This window comes from Paenibacillus sp. R14(2021) (assembly GCF_019431355.1).
Classification (GTDB): domain Bacteria; phylum Bacillota; class Bacilli; order Paenibacillales; family Paenibacillaceae; genus Paenibacillus_Z.
Map to the genome: position 1 here is coordinate 1,718,400 of NZ_CP080269.1, position 20,394 is coordinate 1,738,793.

16 protein-coding genes are annotated in these 20,394 nt (G+C 55.5%); 1 reads left to right on the forward strand and 15 read right to left on the reverse strand.

Going from position 1 to position 20,394, the window contains the following annotated elements; genetic code table 11:
- From rsmB to KXU80_RS08285, 13 genes are all read right to left on the reverse strand, one after another.
- Positions 1-1,545: a 16S rRNA (cytosine(967)-C(5))-methyltransferase RsmB gene (gene rsmB / locus KXU80_RS08225; RefSeq protein WP_219837727.1), complete on the reverse strand. Its 1,545-nt coding sequence runs from the start codon at positions 1,543-1,545 to the stop codon at positions 1-3.
- Positions 1,542-2,489, reverse strand: a complete 948-nt coding sequence (gene fmt, locus KXU80_RS08230) for a methionyl-tRNA formyltransferase (RefSeq protein WP_219837728.1) — start codon at positions 2,487-2,489, stop codon at positions 1,542-1,544. The genes rsmB and fmt overlap by 4 nt, the downstream gene beginning before the upstream one ends.
- A 4-nt stretch (positions 2,490-2,493) precedes the next feature.
- On the reverse strand, positions 2,494-2,979 hold the full coding sequence (gene def / locus KXU80_RS08235) for a peptide deformylase (protein WP_219837729.1): 486 nt from the start codon (positions 2,977-2,979) through the stop codon (positions 2,494-2,496).
- Positions 2,980-3,011: 32 nt separating this feature from the next.
- The gene (gene priA / locus KXU80_RS08240) at positions 3,012-5,540 is read right to left on the reverse strand and encodes a primosomal protein N' (protein WP_219837730.1); all 2,529 of its coding nucleotides are present in this window, start codon (positions 5,538-5,540) and stop codon (positions 3,012-3,014) included.
- Positions 5,537-6,757 carry a bifunctional phosphopantothenoylcysteine decarboxylase/phosphopantothenate--cysteine ligase CoaBC gene (coaBC, locus tag KXU80_RS08245; protein WP_219837731.1) on the reverse strand — a complete coding sequence of 407 codons (1,221 nt, stop codon included), beginning with the start codon at positions 6,755-6,757 and terminating at the stop codon, positions 5,537-5,539. The genes priA and coaBC overlap by 4 nt, the downstream gene beginning before the upstream one ends.
- Positions 6,758-6,862: 105 nt before the next feature.
- On the reverse strand, positions 6,863-7,072 hold the full coding sequence (gene rpoZ, locus KXU80_RS08250) for a DNA-directed RNA polymerase subunit omega (protein ID WP_219837732.1): 210 nt from the start codon (positions 7,070-7,072) through the stop codon (positions 6,863-6,865).
- Between the two features lie 16 nt (positions 7,073-7,088).
- Positions 7,089-7,706 carry a guanylate kinase gene (gene gmk, locus KXU80_RS08255; protein ID WP_219837733.1) on the reverse strand — a complete coding sequence of 206 codons (618 nt, stop codon included), beginning with the start codon at positions 7,704-7,706 and terminating at the stop codon, positions 7,089-7,091.
- Positions 7,707-7,720: 14 nt separating this feature from the next.
- Entirely contained in the window at positions 7,721-7,981 is a 261-nt protein-coding gene (gene remA, locus KXU80_RS08260; RefSeq protein WP_020615370.1) for an extracellular matrix/biofilm regulator RemA, read from the reverse strand.
- Positions 7,982-8,266: 285 nt separating this feature from the next.
- The gene (locus KXU80_RS08265) at positions 8,267-10,123 is read right to left on the reverse strand and encodes a bifunctional homocysteine S-methyltransferase/methylenetetrahydrofolate reductase (protein ID WP_219837734.1); all 1,857 of its coding nucleotides are present in this window, start codon (positions 10,121-10,123) and stop codon (positions 8,267-8,269) included.
- 24 nt (positions 10,124-10,147) lie between these two features.
- Positions 10,148-10,978 (reverse strand): diaminopimelate epimerase, encoded by an 831-nt coding sequence (dapF, locus tag KXU80_RS08270; protein ID WP_219837735.1) that lies wholly within the window; start codon positions 10,976-10,978, stop codon positions 10,148-10,150.
- 771 nt (positions 10,979-11,749) lie between these two features.
- Entirely contained in the window at positions 11,750-12,448 is a 699-nt protein-coding gene (locus KXU80_RS08275) for a class I SAM-dependent methyltransferase (protein ID WP_219837736.1), read from the reverse strand.
- Positions 12,449-12,511: 63 nt separating this feature from the next.
- A complete protein-coding gene (locus KXU80_RS08280; RefSeq protein WP_219837737.1) occupies positions 12,512-13,525 on the reverse strand; it encodes a MerR family transcriptional regulator in 1,014 nt (337 codons plus the stop codon).
- Between the two features lie 121 nt (positions 13,526-13,646).
- The gene (locus KXU80_RS08285; RefSeq protein WP_219837738.1) at positions 13,647-16,439 is read right to left on the reverse strand and encodes a calcium-translocating P-type ATPase, SERCA-type; all 2,793 of its coding nucleotides are present in this window, start codon (positions 16,437-16,439) and stop codon (positions 13,647-13,649) included.
- Positions 16,440-16,599: 160 nt separating this feature from the next.
- Between KXU80_RS08285 and KXU80_RS08290 the strand changes: the two genes are divergently transcribed.
- A complete protein-coding gene (locus KXU80_RS08290; protein ID WP_219837739.1) occupies positions 16,600-18,453 on the forward strand; it encodes an Rqc2 family fibronectin-binding protein in 1,854 nt (617 codons plus the stop codon).
- A gap of 51 nt (positions 18,454-18,504) precedes the next feature.
- Here the strand turns inward: KXU80_RS08290 and KXU80_RS08295 are convergent, their stop codons facing one another.
- Positions 18,505-19,362: a PHP domain-containing protein gene (locus tag KXU80_RS08295; protein WP_219837740.1), complete on the reverse strand. Its 858-nt coding sequence runs from the start codon at positions 19,360-19,362 to the stop codon at positions 18,505-18,507.
- The gene (locus KXU80_RS08300) at positions 19,353-20,264 is read right to left on the reverse strand and encodes a selenium metabolism-associated LysR family transcriptional regulator (RefSeq protein ID WP_219837741.1); all 912 of its coding nucleotides are present in this window, start codon (positions 20,262-20,264) and stop codon (positions 19,353-19,355) included. The genes KXU80_RS08295 and KXU80_RS08300 overlap by 10 nt, the downstream gene beginning before the upstream one ends.
- Positions 20,265-20,394 lie beyond the last annotated feature (130 nt).

Consider the following 20,394-nt stretch of genomic DNA (forward strand, 5'->3'; position numbering starts at 1 on the left):
CTAGGACTGCCTCCTCATTCGGGCAATGAAGAATCCGTCGCTGCCGAATTGCTGCGGCAGCAGCTGCACCATGCCGCCAAAGTCTTCGCCGACAGCGCCTTTTGCGCTCAGCGGCTGTATGACCTGCTCCGGCCACTGCACATCCAGACTAAAGGATTCGTGGCGCTGCAGAAATTTCATTACCTGCTCCTCGTTCTCTTCCCGTTCGATTGTGCACGTGCTGTACACGAGCGTTCCACCGGGACGAACGAGCTTCGCCGCTTCATTCAGCAGCTCAGCCTGCATTTCCGCGATCGCGGCAACGTCGATTTCCGACTTCGTCCACTTGATCTCCGGCTTGCGGCGAATGACGCCAAAGCCCGAGCATGGCGCATCCAGCAGCACGACATCGAAGCTCTCCGGCGCGTATCGCTGCGGAAGATCCATGGCATCGCCTGTTACCGCCTGAACGATTCGTAGTCCGAGTCGTTCCGCTTGCGCGTCGATTAATTGCTTCTTATGCGGATGAACATCGTTTGCGATTACCTCGCCCTTGTCACCCATCAGCTCAGCCAGATGAGTTGTTTTTCCGCCGGGTGCTGCACAGCAATCTAGCACGCGCATGCCGGGTGCCGGCGCGCAGACATCGGCGACCAGCATGGAGCTTTCGTCTTGAAGCGTCCATAAACCTTTGCCGTAACCGCTGGACTGTGCAAGGTTACCGCCTCCGCTCACGACGACGGCCTCGGCGACAAACGCAGAGGGCGATGCATCATAGCCTTCCTCGGCGAGGAGCCTCAGCGCGCTGTCACGGGACAGCTTCAGCGGATTCACTCGCAGGCTGCTGTGCGGAGGCTCGTTGCCGGCTGCGCAGATTTGCTCCGCGGCTTCTTCGCCGTAGCTGTCGATCCAGCGCTTGACCAGCCAATCGGGATAGGAATAATTAATTCCGATCCGCTTCACGGGATCCGCCAGCTCGATGGGCTGCTTCAGCTCCGCAAGGCTGCGTTCCATATTACGAAGAACGCCGTTGACCATGCCCGAAATTCCGCTGTGGCCTCGCCGCTTGGCGATGACCACCGCTTCATTAACGGCCGCATGAGGAGGAATGCGGTCCAGCAGCAGCAGCTGATACGCGCTCATCCGAAGCAGCGCTAGCACCCAAGGCGTTAATTTGTGAAAGCCTTTCGTAATCAGCCCATTAAGCCGCTCATCGAGCAGCCGTTGATGCTGAATCGTGCCGTATACGAGTTCCGTCACGAGTCCCGCATCCTGCCTGGACAGCTCCGCATCCTGCAGCGCGCGGTTAAGCTGCAGATTGCTATATGCCCCTGCTTCCGCAACCTTGACAAGTGTATCCAGCGCAACCTCGCGGGCAGTCTTGCGTCTCGGCTGGGGCTTGACTCCTGGCTTGCCGCCGGATTTCGAGGCAGCGCCGCCCGGCTTTTTACTCGTGTTATAGCTCGGCTTATGCCCCTTCTTCGCGAAAGGTCTGTCGTTGCCCGGCTTCGAACCGCGCACCGCTCCTTTCGTTCCGGCTCCCTGCCCTTTCGTATCTGTGCTCATGCTTCACCTCCGCCGCCAAAGACGGTTCCAGGCGCAAGCCGCGCGCCCTTTAGCCACTCAGCGGCATTCATCGCCTTCTTGCCGGCAGGCTGAATGACCGTCAGCAGGAGCGTGCCCGTTCCGGTTTGAACGACGATGCCTTCATCGGAAGCCGCCACCACTTCTCCTGGTGCAGCCGAATAGCTGTTGTCTTTACTTGGCGTGCAGCCCCAGACTTTAAACGGCTCCCCGTTCCAGATCGTGAAGCCGCCAGCCATCGGTGACAATCCGCGCACCTGATTGTAGATGGCGCGTGCCGGACGGCTCCAGTCAATACGCTCATCCTCGCGGGTCAAATTCGGCGCGTACGTCGCTTCTTCGTTATTTTGCGGCACCGCCCTTACAGTTTCAGCTTCGATGGCCGGCAGCGTCTCAGCAAGCAGCTTTGCTCCCGCATCCGTCAGCTTCTCGAAGAGGGTGCCGGACGTATCCTCATCCGCAATCGGCACTTCGACGACGCTGATCATGTCTCCGGTATCCAACCCTTCTGCCATATACATGATCGTGACGCCCGTCTTCGTCTCGCCATTGATAATGGCGCGCTGAATCGGCGCACCGCCCCTGTAATGCGGCAGCAGCGAGCCGTGGACATTGATACAGCCTAGACGCGGCACATCCAGAACGGCTTTCGGCAAAATCTGCCCATAAGCCGCGGTTACGATCAAATCGGGCTTCAGCTCCGTAATTCTAGCTGCCGTCTCTGATCCGCGCAGGCGTTCCGGCTGTTCGACCTTCAAGCCGCGAAGAAGCGCCGCTTCCTTGACAGGAGGCGGCGTCAGCGTTTTTTTGCGGCCCTTCGGGCGGTCCGGCTGGGTAATGACCAGCTCGACGCTGTGGCCGCCATTCAGAACGGCTTCGAGCGACGGTACGGCAAATTCAGGCGTTCCCATAAATACAATGCGCATGCAGTCACTCTCCGTCCTTATGGGGACGATTGCTGATGTCGTAGATCGACACAGCGATATCTGTGAACAGAATCCCGTTCAAATGATCGATCTCATGCTGGAAGGCGCGGGCAAGGAAATCCTCCGCTTCCATCTCAAATGGAGCGCCGTTGCGGTCGAAGCCCTTAAGTTTGATATGCTGTGCGCGGCGAACGTCTCCGTTCAGCTTCGCAATGCTGAGGCAGCCTTCAGGCCCCAGCTGCTCGCCCGAGGATTCAACGATCTCCGGGTTCACCATTTCGATCAAGCCACGGTCATCGCCCACATCGACGACAATGACTCTCTTGGAGATGCCGACCTGCGGCGCGGCAAGTCCTACGCCTTCCGCATCGTACATCGTTTGAGCCATATCGTTAAGCAATTTATGCAAATTAGCATTAAATTTCGTTACTTCAACCGCCTTCTCGCGAAGGACCGGATCCGGATCTTGCACAATCAATCGAATAGCCATGGATATACCTCCCAGAAATAGCTGCCAGCTTCTTATAAAATCATTTGCGGGTCGACATCAATGCTCAATTGGACCGGAGGCTGCCCTTGAGGTCCCGAGAGATGGGCGACCGCCTGCTTCAAAATGTCAATGGCACCAACGTTTCCCCGATATTTTATCATACATTGAAATCGATAGCGATCTTTCATACGGGGAATCGGCGAGGCAACAGGTCCCAAAATATCAATGAACCGGCTGCCGTCGCCGTCGTCGGAGCTTCCCACGCCGGAGGCTTGCGCTAGCTCCCGAAGCGATGAAGCCAGCTTCTCTCCCGTCGTAATGAGAAGTGCCAGCTGTTCATGAGACAGCGTGACCAGAATCAGCCGGCAGTAAGGCGGATAGGACATGAAGCGGCGATGCTTCAGCTCCTCCTGCACGAAAGCATCATAATCATGATGCTTCGCGGTTATGACCGCATAATGCTCCGGATTGTAGGTTTGCACGATTACTTCTCCTGGCAGCTCATGCCTGCCAGCGCGCCCAGCCACCTGCGTAAGCAGCTGGAACGTCTTCTCGGCTGCCCGGAAATCCGGCAGATGGAGCGACGTATCCGCCGCAATGACACCGACCAGCGTAACGTAAGGAAAATCCAGTCCTTTCGCCACCATTTGCGTGCCGAGTAGCACGTCCGCCTGCCGCTCTCCGAACATCGTCAGCCATTTCTCATGAGAGCCCTTCTCCGTCGTCGTGTCGACATCCATCCGAATGACGCGAATACCGGGGAACAGCTTCGCCAGCTCTTCTTCCACGCGCTGCGTGCCCGTTCCAAAGAACCGGATATGCTCACTCTCGCACGAAGGGCATGCTGACGGCGCCTGCTCGGCATGACCGCAGTAGTGACAGCGAAGCGCCTTCGACTTCTGATGATACGTAAGCGAAATGTCACAATGCGGACATTGCGCGGTATAGCCGCAGGAGCGGCACATGACGAACGTCGAATAGCCTCTGCGGTTGAGCAGCAGGACGGATTGCTCCCCCCGTTCCAGACGCTGAAGCAGCGCCTCGTGCAGCTGGCGGCTGAACATGGAACGATTGCCGCCCTTCAGCTCATCACGCATATCCACAAGATGAACCTTCGGCAGCGGCCGTCCGCCTACCCTTGTCGGCATAGGCAGAAGCGCAGCGCCTCGCTTGACGGCTGCATTCGCATTTGACTGCGGCTCAGAAGCTCTGGCCGCAGAAGCCGCCGCATATGTTTCGAGAGAAGGAGTAGCAGATCCGAGCACCACGGCAGCTCCGTGCTGCCTTGCACGCCAAACCGCGACATCCCTCGCGTGATATTTGGGACTCTCCTCTTGCTTATAGGAGGATTCATGCTCCTCATCGATGATAATCAAGCCGATGCGCTTGAATGGCGAAAAAATCGCCGAGCGCGCGCCGACCACGACTTCCGCCCTGCCTTCGCGGATTTTGCGCCATTCATCGTAACGCTCTCCGCTCGACAATCGACTGTGCATGACGGCAACTGCATCGCCGAACCGTCCTTTAAAGCGCTCCACCATCTGCGGCGTAAGCGCGATCTCCGGTACGAGGACGATCGCCTGCCGTTCATAATTGAGACATCGCTCGATCGTTTGCAGGTACACTTCCGTTTTACCGCTGCCCGTCACGCCGTGCAGCAGAAACACGCGGGAAATTTCCTGATCCAGCGCGTCCGCAATCTCTTCGTAAACGGCCTGCTGCCCCTCCGTTAGATGGAGCGGCTCCGTCTGTTTAAAATCGCGTCCGGCATACGGGTCGCGCTGCTGCTCCGTTTCGCGAATGGCAACCCAGCCCTTCTCGGCCGCTGCCTTAATGGTGCCAGACGTCGTCGATAGCTCTAGTGCAAGCGCGGCAAGCGTAATCGGCACCGGATTCGCCAGCATGTACCGAAGCACTTCCTGCTGCTTCGCAGCCCTTGTAGATGAAGCCGAAAGCGCCTCGGAAGCCGCCTGTTTATCTTCCGGGGGAAATACCGTCAGTACCTTGCGAACGGCAAGACGATCGCGAATCTTCACCTGCTCGGACAGCGTCCCGCGCTGAATCGCAGCTTTAATTGAAGCCGCGGAGCCGGGAAACCGTTCCTGCAAAGCCGCAAGTCGGACAGATCCGCCGTTCTGCCTGATGAAAGCAAGCCACGGCTCAGAATCGTCCTGAACGACATTAAGTCCGTCCACCTCCGAATCTTCAGTCAAGCTCACGATCGAATCCGCCTTGCCTTTCAGCGCAGAAGGAATCATGGCTTGAAGCGCTGCGGTCAACGTGCAGCAGTATTTATCGCTGATCCACTGCGCCAGCTCCACAAGATCGGATGACAGCGGAGGAAGATGGTCCAAGAGCTCCGCGATCGGCTTCAGCTTCTTCACTTCGATATCGGCAAATTCGGCTATCCCGATCACGAAGCCTTGGAGTACCCGGCCGCCGAACGGCACGCCGACCCGGCTGCCGACCTCCACCCAGCCGATGAGATCCTCCGGAATTGCATAGTCAAAAGGCCGATCCGTCGCACGGCTCGGCACATCTACGATGACCTTTGCAATCATTTTGCGGCCTCCCCGGCCGCTCTCGCCTGCATCCGCTGCACAATTCGAGACATGAGACGGTCTGCTACTTCCCGTTTATGAAGCATCGGCAGTGATTCAACGAGACCCTCCGCACCGAAGACCTGCACGACATTCGTATCTACGTTAAACCCCGCTCCGTCCTTCGAAACATCGTTTGCGACGATTAGATCCGCGTTCTTGCGAACAAGCTTGTCCATGGCATACCGCTCGACTTGTTCCGTTTCCGCAGCGAATCCGACCAGAAACTGATGCGACTTGCGCTCGCCCAGCGTTTTCAGAATATCCGTCGTCCGCTCCAATTCGATCGTCAGCCGTTCTTCATTTTTCTTGATCTTGCTGCTTGCCTGCACGACAGGCCTGTAGTCGGCAACCGCAGCCGCTTTAATTACGATATCAGCCGAATCGTAGCGTTCCAATACCGCCTCCAGCATTTGTTCAGCGGATTCCACATGAACGACGTTAAAGCCTTCAACCTGCGGCGCCGTTGTCCGTGCTGCGATCAGCGTGACGTTCGCCCCCCGATTAGCTGCGGCTTCCGCGATGGCAAAGCCCATTTTGCCCGAGGAATCATTGGTTAAAAAACGAACAGGATCAAGCCGTTCCACCGTACCTCCAGCAGTAACCACTACGGACTTGCCTTCCAGCTCCGTCTTGGAAGCGAACCATTGCTGTACAGCAAGTACAATCTCTTCCGGCTCCGACAATCGCCCTTTGCCAACATATCCGCATGCAAGCAGACCCGTCCCTGGTTCCACGAAACGCACGCCCCGTTCAGCGAGCACAGCCATATTCCGCTCCACAGCAGGATGAGCGTACATATGCACGTTCATCGCCGGTGCCACGATTACAGGCGCCGTCGCCGCAAGCAGCGTAGTGCTTAGCATATCGTCTGCAAGCCCATTCGCCATTTTCCCCAATATGTTCGCCGTCGCCGGCGCAATTAGCATGAGATCAGCACTATCGGCCAAATCGATATGTGCAACGACAGAGGGGTCGAATTCATCAAAGGTATCGAGATATACGGGATGGCGGGACAGCGTTTGCAGCGTCAGCGGCGATATGAATTTGGTTGCGGATGCCGTCATGACAACGCGCACCTGCGCGCCTGCCTGCACCAGCCTGCTGCAAATCGTCGCTGCTTTATACGCCGCGATTCCCCCTGAAATACCAAGCACAATGGTTTTACCCTGCAGCATGGAAAGCCTCTCCTCTCGCCTTATCTCAAATATGCCGAACATATATTCTTTCAAACGTTAAAAAAATAACAACCCTAAGGTTGTTATTCTCGCCATGCATCCGTCTTAGTCTTTCTTGTTCAGCGTGCTTTCGACAACCAGGATATCCTGATAAATTTCTTCAAGCGCCACGCCTACGTACTTATGGGACTTCGGAGACCGAATTTCCGTCTTGCTGCCGTCACGGAGCATTCTTGCACGGCGGGAAGCCGCGACAACAAGGGAATACTTGCTGTCAACTTTCTTCATCATTTCGTCAATCGATGGATACAACAAAGCTCTCTCACCTCACTCATGCTTTCTCGGAAGCTTCTTTCACTTCTTCGAGCTCTGCGATAAACCGGTCCCTGCGGCAATGTTCCGCAGTGATAATGCTTAGAATCCGATGACAAGCCGCGTCAATCTGATCATTCACGACGGCGTAATCGTAATAATGAATCAAATTCATCTCTTCCACCGCTACCGTCATTCGGTGGTCGATAATATCGGCATTCTCCGTACCACGGCCCGTAATGCGCTGCTTCAGCACATCAAGAGACGGCGGCACCAAGAAAATAAACACACCTTGAGGAAACTTCTCTTTCACTTTAAGTGCGCCTTGCACTTCAATTTCAAGAATGATATCTTTGCCGGAAGCCAGCGTCCGCTCAACGAAGTCGCGCGGTGTTCCGTAATAATTGCCGACATACTCCGCATGCTCGAGAAGTGCATCCCGGGCAATCATATCCTGAAACTGTTCTCTTGTTTTGAAAAAATAATTGATTCCGTCAATCTCTCCTTGACGAGGCAAACGCGTCGTCGCCGATACGGAATAAACCAACTCGCTCTGCTTATGCCGAAGCTCGGAACATACTGTCCCCTTGCCTACGCCGGAAGGTCCGGACAAAACAATCAACAATCCTCTTTTCATAATACTCCCCGTCACTATTCGTCGTGATCGTCATCCTTGGTCGATAGACGATGCGCAACCGTTTCCGGCTGTACAGCAGATAAAATAACATGATCGCTGTCTGTGATAATTACCGCGCGTGTGCGGCGTCCATACGTAGCGTCAATCAGCATATGGCGGTCGCGCGCTTCTTGAATGATCCGTTTGATCGGCGCCGATTCCGGACTAACGATCGATATGATCCGATTCGCGGAAACGATATTTCCAAAACCGATATTAATGAGCTTAATGGCCATTTTGTTCCCCTCCGGTATCTCTCGTGCATGATCATGCATTGAAACACGATGTATAGATAAGCGCAAGAATGATGATGTCTTCTAGGACAGAATATTGCACTATTCTTGACGAAAAAAGTCCGGAGCATACGTTCGGCCAGCACATTGCCTCCATGCGAATCGAGGGCATTCAGGCCCTTTATTTTAACGCATCAGAGGCTGCATGGCAAGTGCATCCAAGTTATATAATAATTCATTTCACGCGGATGAACAAGTGTTAAAGCGCAAACGGAAGAAATAACGAGTTTAGCTTGTCAAACTGCCTGTTTTTCGCCATACATAATCCGTCAGCTTCACGGTCATATCATAGAACATGAACGGGGTTATGAGATAAATGCCCTTGAAATATTCCAGTGCCGTATCCAGCAGCTCTTCCGCAATGCGGACTCCCTCCGCTCTCCCCGCTTCACCCTCCAGGCCGGCCATCCGTCTGCGAACCTCGTCCGACAATTGGATACCGGGCACTTCGTTGTGTAAATACTCGGCGTTCCTTCCGCTCGCGAGCGGCATAATTCCGATAAAGATCGGGACCGACAGATGCTTCGTCGCTTCCGCTATGCGGACGATGAGCTCTTTGTCGTACACCGGCTGCGTCATGATGTAATCCGAACCGGTTTCGATCTTGCGTTCCAGGCGGGTGATCGCTTTATCTAAATATTTGACGTTCGGATTAAAGGCGGCGCCGGTGATGAAATTCGCTTTCTGCTTGAGCGTTTTGCCTGAGAAGGCAACCCCCTCGTTCAGCTGCTTGATCATGCGGATCATCTCAAATGAGGTTAAGTCATAAACCGAGCTGGAATCCGGCAAATCGCCGAATCTGGCCGGATCCCCCGTAACTGCCAGCACATGATCGATTCCGAGCGCATCGAGTCCCATCATGTGGGACTGCGTCCCGATGAGATTGCGGTCGCGGCACGCGATGTGCACGAGCGGACGGATGCCCACTTGATGCTGCACTAGCGAAGCCAGCGCAATATTGCTCATCCGCGTTACGGCCAGTGAATTATCCGCCATGGTGACCGCGTCCGCCTTGATCGACTTCAGCGCGCGGGCGCCTTCCATGAACTTGTTGATGTCCAGGTCGCGGGGCGGGTCCAATTCAACGATGACCGTATGGCGTTCTTTGACCAGATCCACGATCGTCGGTTCGGCATGCTTCGCGCGCTCCGTGTCCCGGATAACGACGCGCTCAGGCTGTACCGTGTAAAGCAGCTCCGATGGATCTACCGGCTTCGGCTCGTAACCGTTCAGCGCTGCCGCGATCGCCGCGATATGCTCAGGCGTCGTCCCGCAGCAGCCTCCGATAATGCGTGCGCCGCGGTCGGCGAATTTAAGCGCCGACTCCGCAAAATATTCCGGTGTCGACGTGTACTGGTATTTACCGTCGACATAATCCGGAATCCCTGCGTTTGGAAACACGGACAGCGGAAGCTTGATTTCGCCGGAAATGGAATCGATGGCTCTCAGTATCCCGTTCGGGCCGCTTCGGCAGTTAAAGCCGACGACGTCCGCTCCCTCTTCCATCAATCGATCGAAAGCGACCGCGATCGGCTGACCATCAAGCGTCACCGCTTCCTTCTCTACGGCAAACTGGCAAAGCACCGGCAGCTTAGACTGCTTGCGAACGATTCGCAGCGCCAGCAGCGCCTCTTCGAGATCGTAAAAGGTTTCCAGCAGAATTCCGTCGGCTCCCGCTCCCAGCAGCGCATCGATTTGCTGTTGAAACAGCCCGTCCAGCTGCTGCGGGGACATGTTCTTGCGTTTACCGGCACGAATCGATCCGACGGCGCCGACCACGTAGGCATCGCTGCCTACCGCGTCGCGCGCGATTTGCACGCCCGCCCGGTTAATCGCTTCTACTTCGCCGTCCAGTCCATAATGAGTCAAGCTCATCAAGTTCGCCGAGAACGTATTCGTTTCGATGACCCGTGCTCCTGCTTCATAGTAGCGGCGGTGTACGTCCGCAATGACATCCGGGCGCAGCAAGTTGAATTCTTCATAGGAAACGCCGACAGGGAACCCCATCCCGTAGAGATAGGTTCCCATCGCACCGTCGCCGGTCAAGATGCGCGTTCGCAGCGCTTCTCTTAAATCCGGTTTCATCGTCAAAACTCCTTCATCCGTCGCTTAAACTGTTCCGCGGTATACTTCAGCAGCCGGTCCCGACATATACACAAAGTTGTTCTCTTCGTTCCACTCGATGAGCAGATCGCCGCCCTTGAGCGATACCGTTGCCGTCCGATCCGTGTAGCCGTTCAGCACGGAAGCAACAACCGTTGCGCAAGCGCCTGTACCGCAAGCCAGCGTCGGGCCTGCGCCGCGTTCCCAAACGCGCATGTCCGTAAAATCTTTAGACTTCACCGTTACGAATTCCACGTTGATTTTGCGCGGGAACAGCGGATGCACCTCAAGCTTCGGCCCCCAAGTCGCCAGATCAAAATTGACCGCATCGTCCACGTAAATGACGCAGTGCGGGTTACCCATCGATACTGCGGTGAATTTGAATTCGCGGCCGTCCACTTCGATCGCTTGATTGATGACCGGGTTTGCATCGATCGTCGTCGGTACTTTCAAGCCTTCGAGAATCGGCTGGCCCATGTTGACGCGAACCAGCTGCACTTTGCCGTTGTCTACGGTCAGCTGCACTTCCTGCGCGCCTGCGCCCAACGTCTCGATCGTCAGCACTTCTTTGTTCGTCAAACCGTTATCATATACGTACTTGGCTACGCAGCGGATCGCGTTGCCGCATTGCTCCGCCTCGGAACCATCGGAATTGATGATGCGCATCCGGAAATCCGCAATTTCCGAAGGCAAAATATAAACGAGGCCGTCCGCCCCAATGCCGAAAAATCGGTTACACAGCTGTTCCGCAAGCTCTGCTGCGTTGTCTGGCAATTGAGTTTCGCCGGCGACGACGATAAAGTCATTGCCAAGTCCATGCATTTTGGTAAAGTTCATTTGACTCTCTCCCTTGAATTCGGCGATTCCGCGAATCTGTAATTTTTTTATTGATTAACAGATAGTTTACATGATGTGTGGGATTTTCGCTATAGCCGATATGGGGCAATCCCCCTAAATCCCCCTTGCCAAGGGGGACCCCAAGGGCCTCCGGCCCTCTGGACACCCGGACGGATAACGTTTGTGCCGCAGAGCAGCGCACCCGGGCTGCTTCGTGCTCGGCTCGCTTTCGTCCCATTCGGGACACGCCTTTACTTTTGGTCGTTGTGATCGGCCTGCAGTCCCTTCCGGGACCATCGGAACGTGACGCGCCTTAGTGACGCATGATGAGCTTAGTTCGTGCGGGGTCGCTTTCGTCCCCTATCGGGACACGCTTTTCATACGGCGCGGGAGTTCGGGGATTGCCTGGGGCTGCTTCGCCGCCCGGCAATCTTGGGCCGCCGGGTTCCTCTCGGCGGGAAGTTAGTTGCGTGGGATTGCCTGGGGCTGCTTCGCCGCCCGGCAATCTTGGGCCGCCGGGTTCCCCTCGGCGGGAAGTTAGTTGGGTGGGATTGCCTGGGGCTGCTTCGCCGCCCGGCAATCTTGGGCCGCCGGGTTCCCCTCGGCGGGAAGTTAGTTGCGTGGGATTGCCTGGGGCTGCTTTGCCGCCCGGCAATCTTGGGCCGCCGGGTTCCCCTCGGCGGGAAGTTAGTTGGGTGGGATTGCCTGGGGCTGCTTTGCCGCCCGACAATCTTGGGCCGCTGCTTCACCTTGGCGGCATGACTGGCTAAGTCAATACCTTTTCCACCAGATGCCGGTGGAGCCTGGTACTCTTGGGCTTTGGCTGTTGGTGACTTGTTCGCTGAGCCAGGTACCAAAGAAGAAATCGGTGAGGGCGATCGCGTCGTCTACCGTATCGAATTCAAAATCTGTTCGAATATACGTATGCTCAAAGCCGTAAGTTTGCTCAAGCTCACTGTAGTAGCTGGTTAAGAACGCAGGCGGGTTGGCTTCCGTTGTGCCTGTTCCGAAATTTTCGAAGATGATCGCCGTACCTCCGGGCCTCACGACTCTAGCAATTTCTTGAAGGATCACCTGCAGGTTCGACTGCCAATTCGGTACGTTCGTGCTCGCCGAATAACAGATGGTCCAGCCTGCCGTTAGAAGATCGATAGAATGGTTGGCCAGCGGCAGGCTGTCGTGGCTTGCTTGTTCGATTTGCCAGTTCGTTAAGCGAGCTGCCTTCAGGTTTCTCGCTGCTACCTCCAGCATTGCCGTCGATGCATCTGTCGCTAAGATGGATTGCACATGCGGAGCCAGTAGTTTCGTCAGCTTGCCTGTTCCTGCGCCGATGTCGGCTGCCCGAATTCCTGATAAGGCCGGCATAATGGATTGAATGGCACGAAGCAGATTGCGGTCCACGTCTTCTTTGGATACGAGAAGCTCGTAGCGCTCTGCTTCGCTTTGATAAATCATGTCGTGCTGCATCATGGCAACCCCTCCTGAATGAATATTCGTCTTCAGCTTGATGCGTGACGCGGGGTGAAGGTCAAGTCAATATTTACGGACCGCGTATAGAATTCCGATCCATGGATTGACGGCATGATGCACGGTTATGTATCCGTGAACCTGAAACCACGCAATCAGCTGCCGCCGGTCGCTAGGGTATTTGGCCGGCTCGCTTGCCTCTTCGCCCGCTCCGTCGTCGGTCATTAGCCCAGCGATGCAAATTCTGCCATTCGGCTTCAGGACGCGGTCCATTTCACCTAACGCAAGAAGCTGCTGCGCCTCGTTCATATAATGAAACGCAAATGCAGATACGACAAAGGCGAATCGATTATTCAAATAGGGAAGCGCCATCGCGTTGCCCAGCTTGGCTTCGATGTCTGGAAGCTTATCCCGGCATCTGGCCAGCATTTCCTTGGATTGGTCTACTGCGGATAACCGAGCGCCTCTTGCGACGAGCAATCCGGACAAATTGCCGGTTCCCGCCCCGACGTCCAATCCGTGCTCGCCCCGCTGCGGAGCCGTCCATTGGGCGATGAAGTCGAGCACACGATCATAGTCGGCTTGCGATAGCACCGAGCCGGTGGACAGCATGGCAGAGGATCGGTCAAACCGATCGGCCAGCTCGTCGAATCGCCATGCATCCAGCCATGACCCTTGTTGAAGCCGGACCTCGTTTAATCGCTCCGTCAATTCAAACAAATCCCCTGCATCTAGTTTTCCTTTGGCTTCTGCCCGCGCAATGAGCTGATCGAGCACCTCGATCGTGCTGCCCCACTCTACCCATTTCGACACGAGCGCCATCCGCTGCAATTCAAGATGATGATGAACACTGTCAGCATCGCCATGATCGAGCTTCTCGATCATGGCTTTGATTGCGCCCAGTCCCAGCCCTATGCCGCGCAGGGAGGAAATCGTCTGGAGACGCCATGCATCTTCGTCGGAGAAGACCCGATAACCGTTCTCTTCCACTCTCTGCGGCTTCAGCAGCCCCTTGCTTTCATACAGCCGAATGGCTCGCGGGGTTACGCCTAGCCGTATCGCAATATCGTTGATCCTCATCCGTACGCCTCCTATGCATGGGTTCAGTATAAACCATGACGCAGGGTGAAGGTACAGACCCTTCCCGAACGCAAAACAAAGAAGGCTGCCGGGAACGTGTCCCGTGCAGCCTTCTCGAGCATTACCTTGTTGCCGTTTTGGGTCCGCTGAGCGGCCAGTTGGATTTCTTCTTCTTTTCCGTTGTCCCAAGCACGCTTCCGATGCCCATGAAGAAGGTCGGGATGCCGGCGGCAACGAGTACGAGGCACCAGTCGCGTACGCCGAGCGGAACGGTTTTGAAAATCGGCTGCAGTGCAGGCACGTACAGCACAGCCGCCATGAGCACGACCGAGGAAAGTACGGCAAGGAGCAAATATTTGTTTTGCAGCATGTTGCGGTGAAAAATCGAGCGCGAGCTGCGGCAGTCGAACACATGAATCAACTGCGCCATGACAAGCGTCGCGAATGCCACTGTTTGCGCATGTATCAGATTCAGCGGGTCGCCCGGCTTGATTCGCAGCGTGATCCAGAACGCCGCCAGCGTACATACGCCGATCAGAATGCCGCGGCTGATGATCTTCCATCCCAGCCTGCGAGCGAAAATGTTCTCCTTCGCGGAACGCGGCTTCTGCTGCATGAGGTCCTTCTCCGCTTGATCGACGCCGAGCGCCATGGCTGGCAGTCCGTCCGTCACGAGGTTGACCCACAATATTTGAATCGGAACGAGCGGCAGCGGCAGTCCCGCCATCATAGCCAGGAACATCGTCAGAATCTCGCCGACGTTGGATGCGAGAAGATAACGGATAAATTTGCGGATGTTCTCATAGATGCCGCGGCCTTCTTCGATCGCTGCTACAATGCTGGAGAAATTGTCGTCGCTCAGTACGAGCGAGGAGGCTTCCTTGGACACGTCCGTTCCCGTAATGCCCATCGCAATTCCGATATCCGCTGCTTTGATTGCCGGCGCATCGTTAACTCCGTCGCCTGTCATTGCGACAACATGCCCTTTGCGCTGCAGCGCCTTGACAATACGAAGCTTATGCTCCGGAGATACGCGGGCATATACGAATATGTTGTCGATCAGCCGGTCCAGCTGCTCCTCGGACATTTCGTTCAGCTGCTGGCCGCTTACGGATAACCCGCCGCGCGGCATAATGCCGAGCTGGCCTGCGATCGCTTCAGCCGTCAGCTGGTGATCGCCAGTAATCATGATTGTCTTGATACCGGCGCGGCGGCAGTTCGCGATGGCTTCCTTCACTTCGCGGCGCGGCGGGTCGATCATGCCCGATAACCCGACGAAGATCAGCTGGTTCTCTACATCCGCTTCCACTTCGGTTGCATCCTGCGGACGCAGTTCCCGGTAAGCGAAGCCGAGTACGCGAAGCGCACTGGCTGCCATTTCCTCCCCGGCATTGCTTACCTTCTGCTTCAGCGTTGCGGTGAACGGCACGACTTTGCCATCCCATAGCACATAGCTGCACTGGCTCATCAGCACATCCGGCGCGCCTTTCGTGCAGACCAAGCGGCCGCCTTGATGGTGGACAAGGACGGACATCCGCTTGCGCTCGGAGTCGAATGGATACTCTTTGATCCGCTGGTAGAGCCCTTCTATCGATTTGGCCGAAACGCCCAGCTTGGACGCCAGCACGGTCAGCGCGCCTTCCGTCGGATCGCCCTTCAAAATCCACTCGTCTTGGATGAACGTTCCTTTCCCCTTCTTACGCTTTGCATCAACGTCCCCATCCAGCTTGGATACCGTCGCATTGTTGCAAAGTGCCGCGATCTGCAGCAGCCGGCGCAAGGACTGGTCATGCTTAACGTCGACGGCCTTGCCGCCTTCGAAGCAAGCGCCGGACGGCTCGTACCCTTCGCCGGTCACATCCATCCCGCGTCCGCCGATCCACAGCTTCGTAACCGTCATTTTATTTTGAGTCAGCGTTCCCGTCTTGTCAGAACAGATAACGGATGCGCAGCCGAGCGTCTCGACGGAAGGCAGCTTGCGCACAATGGCGCGCCGCTTGATCATCCGCTGCACGCCGAGCGCCAGAGCGATCGTTACAATGGCCGGAAGCCCCTCTGGAATGGCGGCGACCGCCAAGCTGACGCCTGCAAGGAACATTTCATACGCAGGCTGCCCATGGAGAATTCCCGCGGCAACAACCATGACGGTAAGCGCGAGGGCAACGATGATCAGAATTTTGCCAAGCTGCTCTAATCGATGCTGCAGCGGCGTTTCCATGGATTCCGTCTGCTGGATGAGGTTGGCAATTTTGCCCATCTCCGTGTTCATGCCTGTCCGAATGACGATACCCTTGGCGGTTCCGCGGGTAATCATCGTACCCATGAATCCGATGTTGCGCATATCTCCGAGTGGGAGATCCTTCGTACCGATCGGGTTGCAATGCTTGCTCACCGGAACAGACTCCCCCGTTAGCGCGGACTCCTCCGCGTAGCAGCTGTTCGCATCAATGAAGCGGATATCCGCTGGTATGCGGTCGCCGCTCTCCAGTTCGACGATATCCCCTGGCACGAGCTCGCTAGCGGGTAGGATGACGGTTTCCCCGGCGCGCAGCACCTTCGCAAGCGGCGCCGACAATGCCTTCAACGCGCGAAGCGATTTTTCCGCCCTGAATTCCTGCACGAACCCCAAGATGGCGTTGATGACAATAATCGCGACGATCGTAATCGCATCCAAATATTCGCCGAGCAGCCCTGAAATTAATGTCGCTCCTATGAGCACCAGCACCATGAAGTCTTTGAATTGACCGAGAAACAGCTTGACCGGAGAAACCTTCTTCCCCTCCGCCAGCTCATTACGGCCGTTCTGGACCAGCCGATCCGCCGCCATTTCCGGCGATAAGCCGGTATCCAAAGAAGCATTAAGCGCTTCTGCCAGCTCAGCGGTTTCCATGCCATGCCACGTACCTTGTTCCATTGCTCCGTCTCCCTTCCATTACTCGCCGCCTGACGGACAGCCTCTATGGGCTAAATGTATTCGGACAATCCTGAAAATATCCCAGCCTGGGACTTAAGTTTTTGTCCCAGATATGGCATGATAGGTAAGATGAATGACAAGTAAAGGAGAATTACGCATCATGGCCTTAGATGGAATCGTTACCCGTGCCGTCGTGAACGAGCTTCAGGCTTGCACCGGCGCACGCATTTATAAAATACATCAGCCTTCCCCGCACGACCTTGTGCTGCAAATTCGGGGCAACGGCGTACAAGGAAAGCTGCTTCTGTCGGCAAATCCGACGTACCCGCGCGTTCACTGGACGGAGCAGACTTATATTAACCCTATGGAAGCACCGATGTTCTGCATGCTCATGCGCAAATACTGTGAAGGCGGCGTCATCGAATCTGTTCGGCAGGTCGGCAACGAGCGAATCATCCATATGGAGATCCGGCAGCGCGATGAGCTCGGCGATACGTTCCTGAAACGGGTCGTCATCGAGTTGATGGGTCGTCACAGCAATATTATCCTACTGGATGCCGCCTCCGAGATGATCCATGACGGTATTCATCATGTAACGCCTTCAATCAGCAGCTACCGCATCGTCATGCCGGGCAATGTCTATACGGCGCCGCCCGAGCAAGGGAAACACGACCCGCTGGAACAATCAGATTCGGCGGCATTCATAGCTGCCCTTCGAATCGCCGGCGATACATTGCTGCATCCTCCGGTTCCGGACGAGGACAGCGTCCACTTCGGAATGGCACCTAAACCGGCCGCTGCCGAGTCTTTAACGCCGGATAAGCTGATCGTTGCGGCCTACAGCGGCATGAGTCCGCTCCTGGCGAAGGAAATTGTCCATCGGGCCACGGCTAATTTGGCCGGCGGACTGCCTAACGGAATCGACGAACTGGAGCAAACCGGCCGAACGCTGTGGCCGGCTTTTAACGAGATGATGGAGCAATTTCGTGCGCAGCGCTATGAACCTCAGCTGGTTATGCTGAACAGCAGCAGCGGCAAAGCAGCATTCTCGGTCACATCGCTGACCCATCTTGCCGGCGAGCGTACTGGATTCGTTACAGTCAGTGCCTGTCTGGAAGCTTTCTACGGCGACAAAGCACAACGGGACACCGTCAAGCAGCGCGTCTCGGATCTCATTCGTTTCCTTCAGAACGAGCGGAACAAGAACGAGAAGAAGCTGGACAAGTTGGAGGACACGCTGCAGGAAGCGAAGGATGCCGACAAGTTCCGCGTGCTCGGCGAGCTGCTCACAAGCAATCTTCATCTAATCCAGCGCGGAGATACGGCCGTGGAAACGATCGATTACTACGATGAGACCATGCCGGTCATCTCGATTCCGCTCGATCCTCAGCTTACGCCCTCACAGAATGCGCAGCGGCTGTTCAAGAAATATACGAAGTTCAGGAACAGCCTAGCTGTCGTGGCGGAGCAAATGGAGCAGACATATAAAGAAATCGACTATTTGTCAACGCTGCTGCAGCAGCTCGACAGCGCTTCGCTTTCGGACATCGACGAGATTCGCGACGAGCTTGCAGAGCAGGGCTACATGCGCCAGCGCGTGAAGCGAGGCGCTAAGAAGAAGAAACTGAAGCAGCCTGCGCTTCTCTGCTATACATCATCGGAGGGCAAACAAATTTTCGTCGGCAAGAATAACACCCAGAATGATTATCTGACGAATAAGCTTGCCGCGCCGAATGATACCTGGCTGCACACGAAGGATATTCCAGGATCGCATGTCGTCATTCGCGGCACCGAATTTAACGACAGCACGCTGGAAGAGGCCGCCATGCTTGCCGCTTCCTTCAGCCAAGCACGCTCGTCCTCCTCGGTGCCTGTCGACTATACGCTCGTCCGCCATGTGAAGAAGCCAAGCGGAGCTAAGCCGGGCTTCGTCATTTACGAACAGCAAAAGACGCTGTTCATCACTCCGGATGAGCAGCGTCTCAAGTCCTTGACTTCCCAAATCAAAGCATAACCGTTTTACAGAAAGGCACGCAGCTGTTAGGAGCTGCGTGCCTTTCTTGACTTATACGCCGGTTCTGCGAGCAGGATCAAGCCGATCAAGCACCACCGCATCGACCGTACTTGAACCGATCTCGCCATGGAAGACGATGCCCTGCCGTTCGCCGTGGAAATCGGAGCCGCCTGTCACGATAAGTCCGTAACCTTCCGCGAGCTTAAGGTAACGCTCTTTATCTGCTTCACTGTGATCGGAATGATGCACTTCAATGCCTTGCGCTCCGCGTTCAATAATTGTTCTCACGAGCTCATCATTATGATAGATGCCGGGATGAGCAATGACGCTCGTACCTCCGGCTTCACGAATCCATTCCAGCGCTTCGAAGGGATGCAGCCGCGGCGGATTTGCATAGGCGAGGCCATCCTGCCCAAGATATCGATCAAAGGCTTCTTGCATGGAACCGACGTAGGCCTTCGCGAGCAGCACAGCCGCTATATGAGGCCGCCCGATGGATCCGCTTTCCTTCCCCTGCCTTGCGGCTTCTTCGATGACTTCTTCCTTGGTGATCGCCATTCCCAATGCATTCAGCTTATGAATAATCATATCGTTGCGTTGGTCCCGCAGCGTAAGCAGCTGTTTAAGCTTCTCGCGCCAAGCAGCATTTTCCCAGTTGATGTAATATCCTAGAATATGGATATCTATCCCATCTGCGACCGTACTGATCTCGACGCCCGGCACCACTGTAATACCTAGGCGCTCTCCCGCTTCCATTGCTTCCTTAATGCCGTCCACCGTGTCGTGGTCAGTAATCGCTATCGCGGCAAGGCCACGCAACTTTGCCATTGCCACGTTATCCGCTGGACGCTGTAATCCGTCGGAAGCCGTTGTGTGCGTATGCAGATCTGCCCGTCCCTTTATAGCCATTGCTGTAAATCCCTCTCTCTCAGGAAGGTTAGGAACGTTACGGCCGAGATCGGCAGCAGCGCGGATTTCAAGAAAATGGAATAAAATTGCCGTTTAAACCGCACGTCGCGAATCGGAATCGTATGGATCAAGCCAAGCGCAACTTCATGTTTAACCGACGAGCCTGACACGAACGAAATACCAAGACCTGCTTCTACCGCGGATTTCACCGCTCCCGTGCTTCCGAGCTCCATCACGATTTTCATCTCTGAGATGTCCATTTGCTTTGCCTTTAGCTGCTCTTCCATGACCAGCCGGGTACCAGAGCCCTGCTCTCGGAGGACGATCGGATACTTCATCACCTCTTCAAGCTCCACTTCCTTCGATCCGGCAAGCGGATGTCCCTTGCCAACGATCAGCTTCAGCTCATCGCTCATGACCGCTTCCATGTGCATATCCGGGTGATTGACGGGCGCTTCGATTAAACCGAAATTAAGCTGATGATTCAAGATCTCGTCCATAATTTGTGCGGTATTCATCACTTTCATGCTGATGGCGATGTGAGGAAACTCCTGGCCGAACGGTCCCAGCAGCCGCGGAAGAATATATTCGCCGATCGTGAGGCTTGCTCCGAGCTGCAGACGTCCCTTCAACTGTTTCGTGAACTTGGACATTTGCACGTCAGTATCCCGTATGAGATCAATGCTCCGCTGGGCGTAAGGCATGAGCGCCCTGCCCGCTTCAGTCAGCTCGATCCGTTTGGTCGAGCGCTGAAGCAGCTTCGTGCCGAAATAATCTTCAAGCGACTGGACCTGCATCGTTACGGCCGGTTGCGTCATATGAAGCGCTTGGGCTGCCGCGGAGAAGCTCCCGCGTTCCGCAACCGTATAGAAAATATGGAGCTGATGAAAATTAAGTGCCATGAAGGGCAACCCTCCCTTTCTCTTCGTAATCTTAGCAACTATTATACAACAAACCCTTGACAAGACGTGAGCATAATAAAAAGCATGGGCAATTGCAATGCCCATGCTTGATTGTAAGGTATTATTTCGG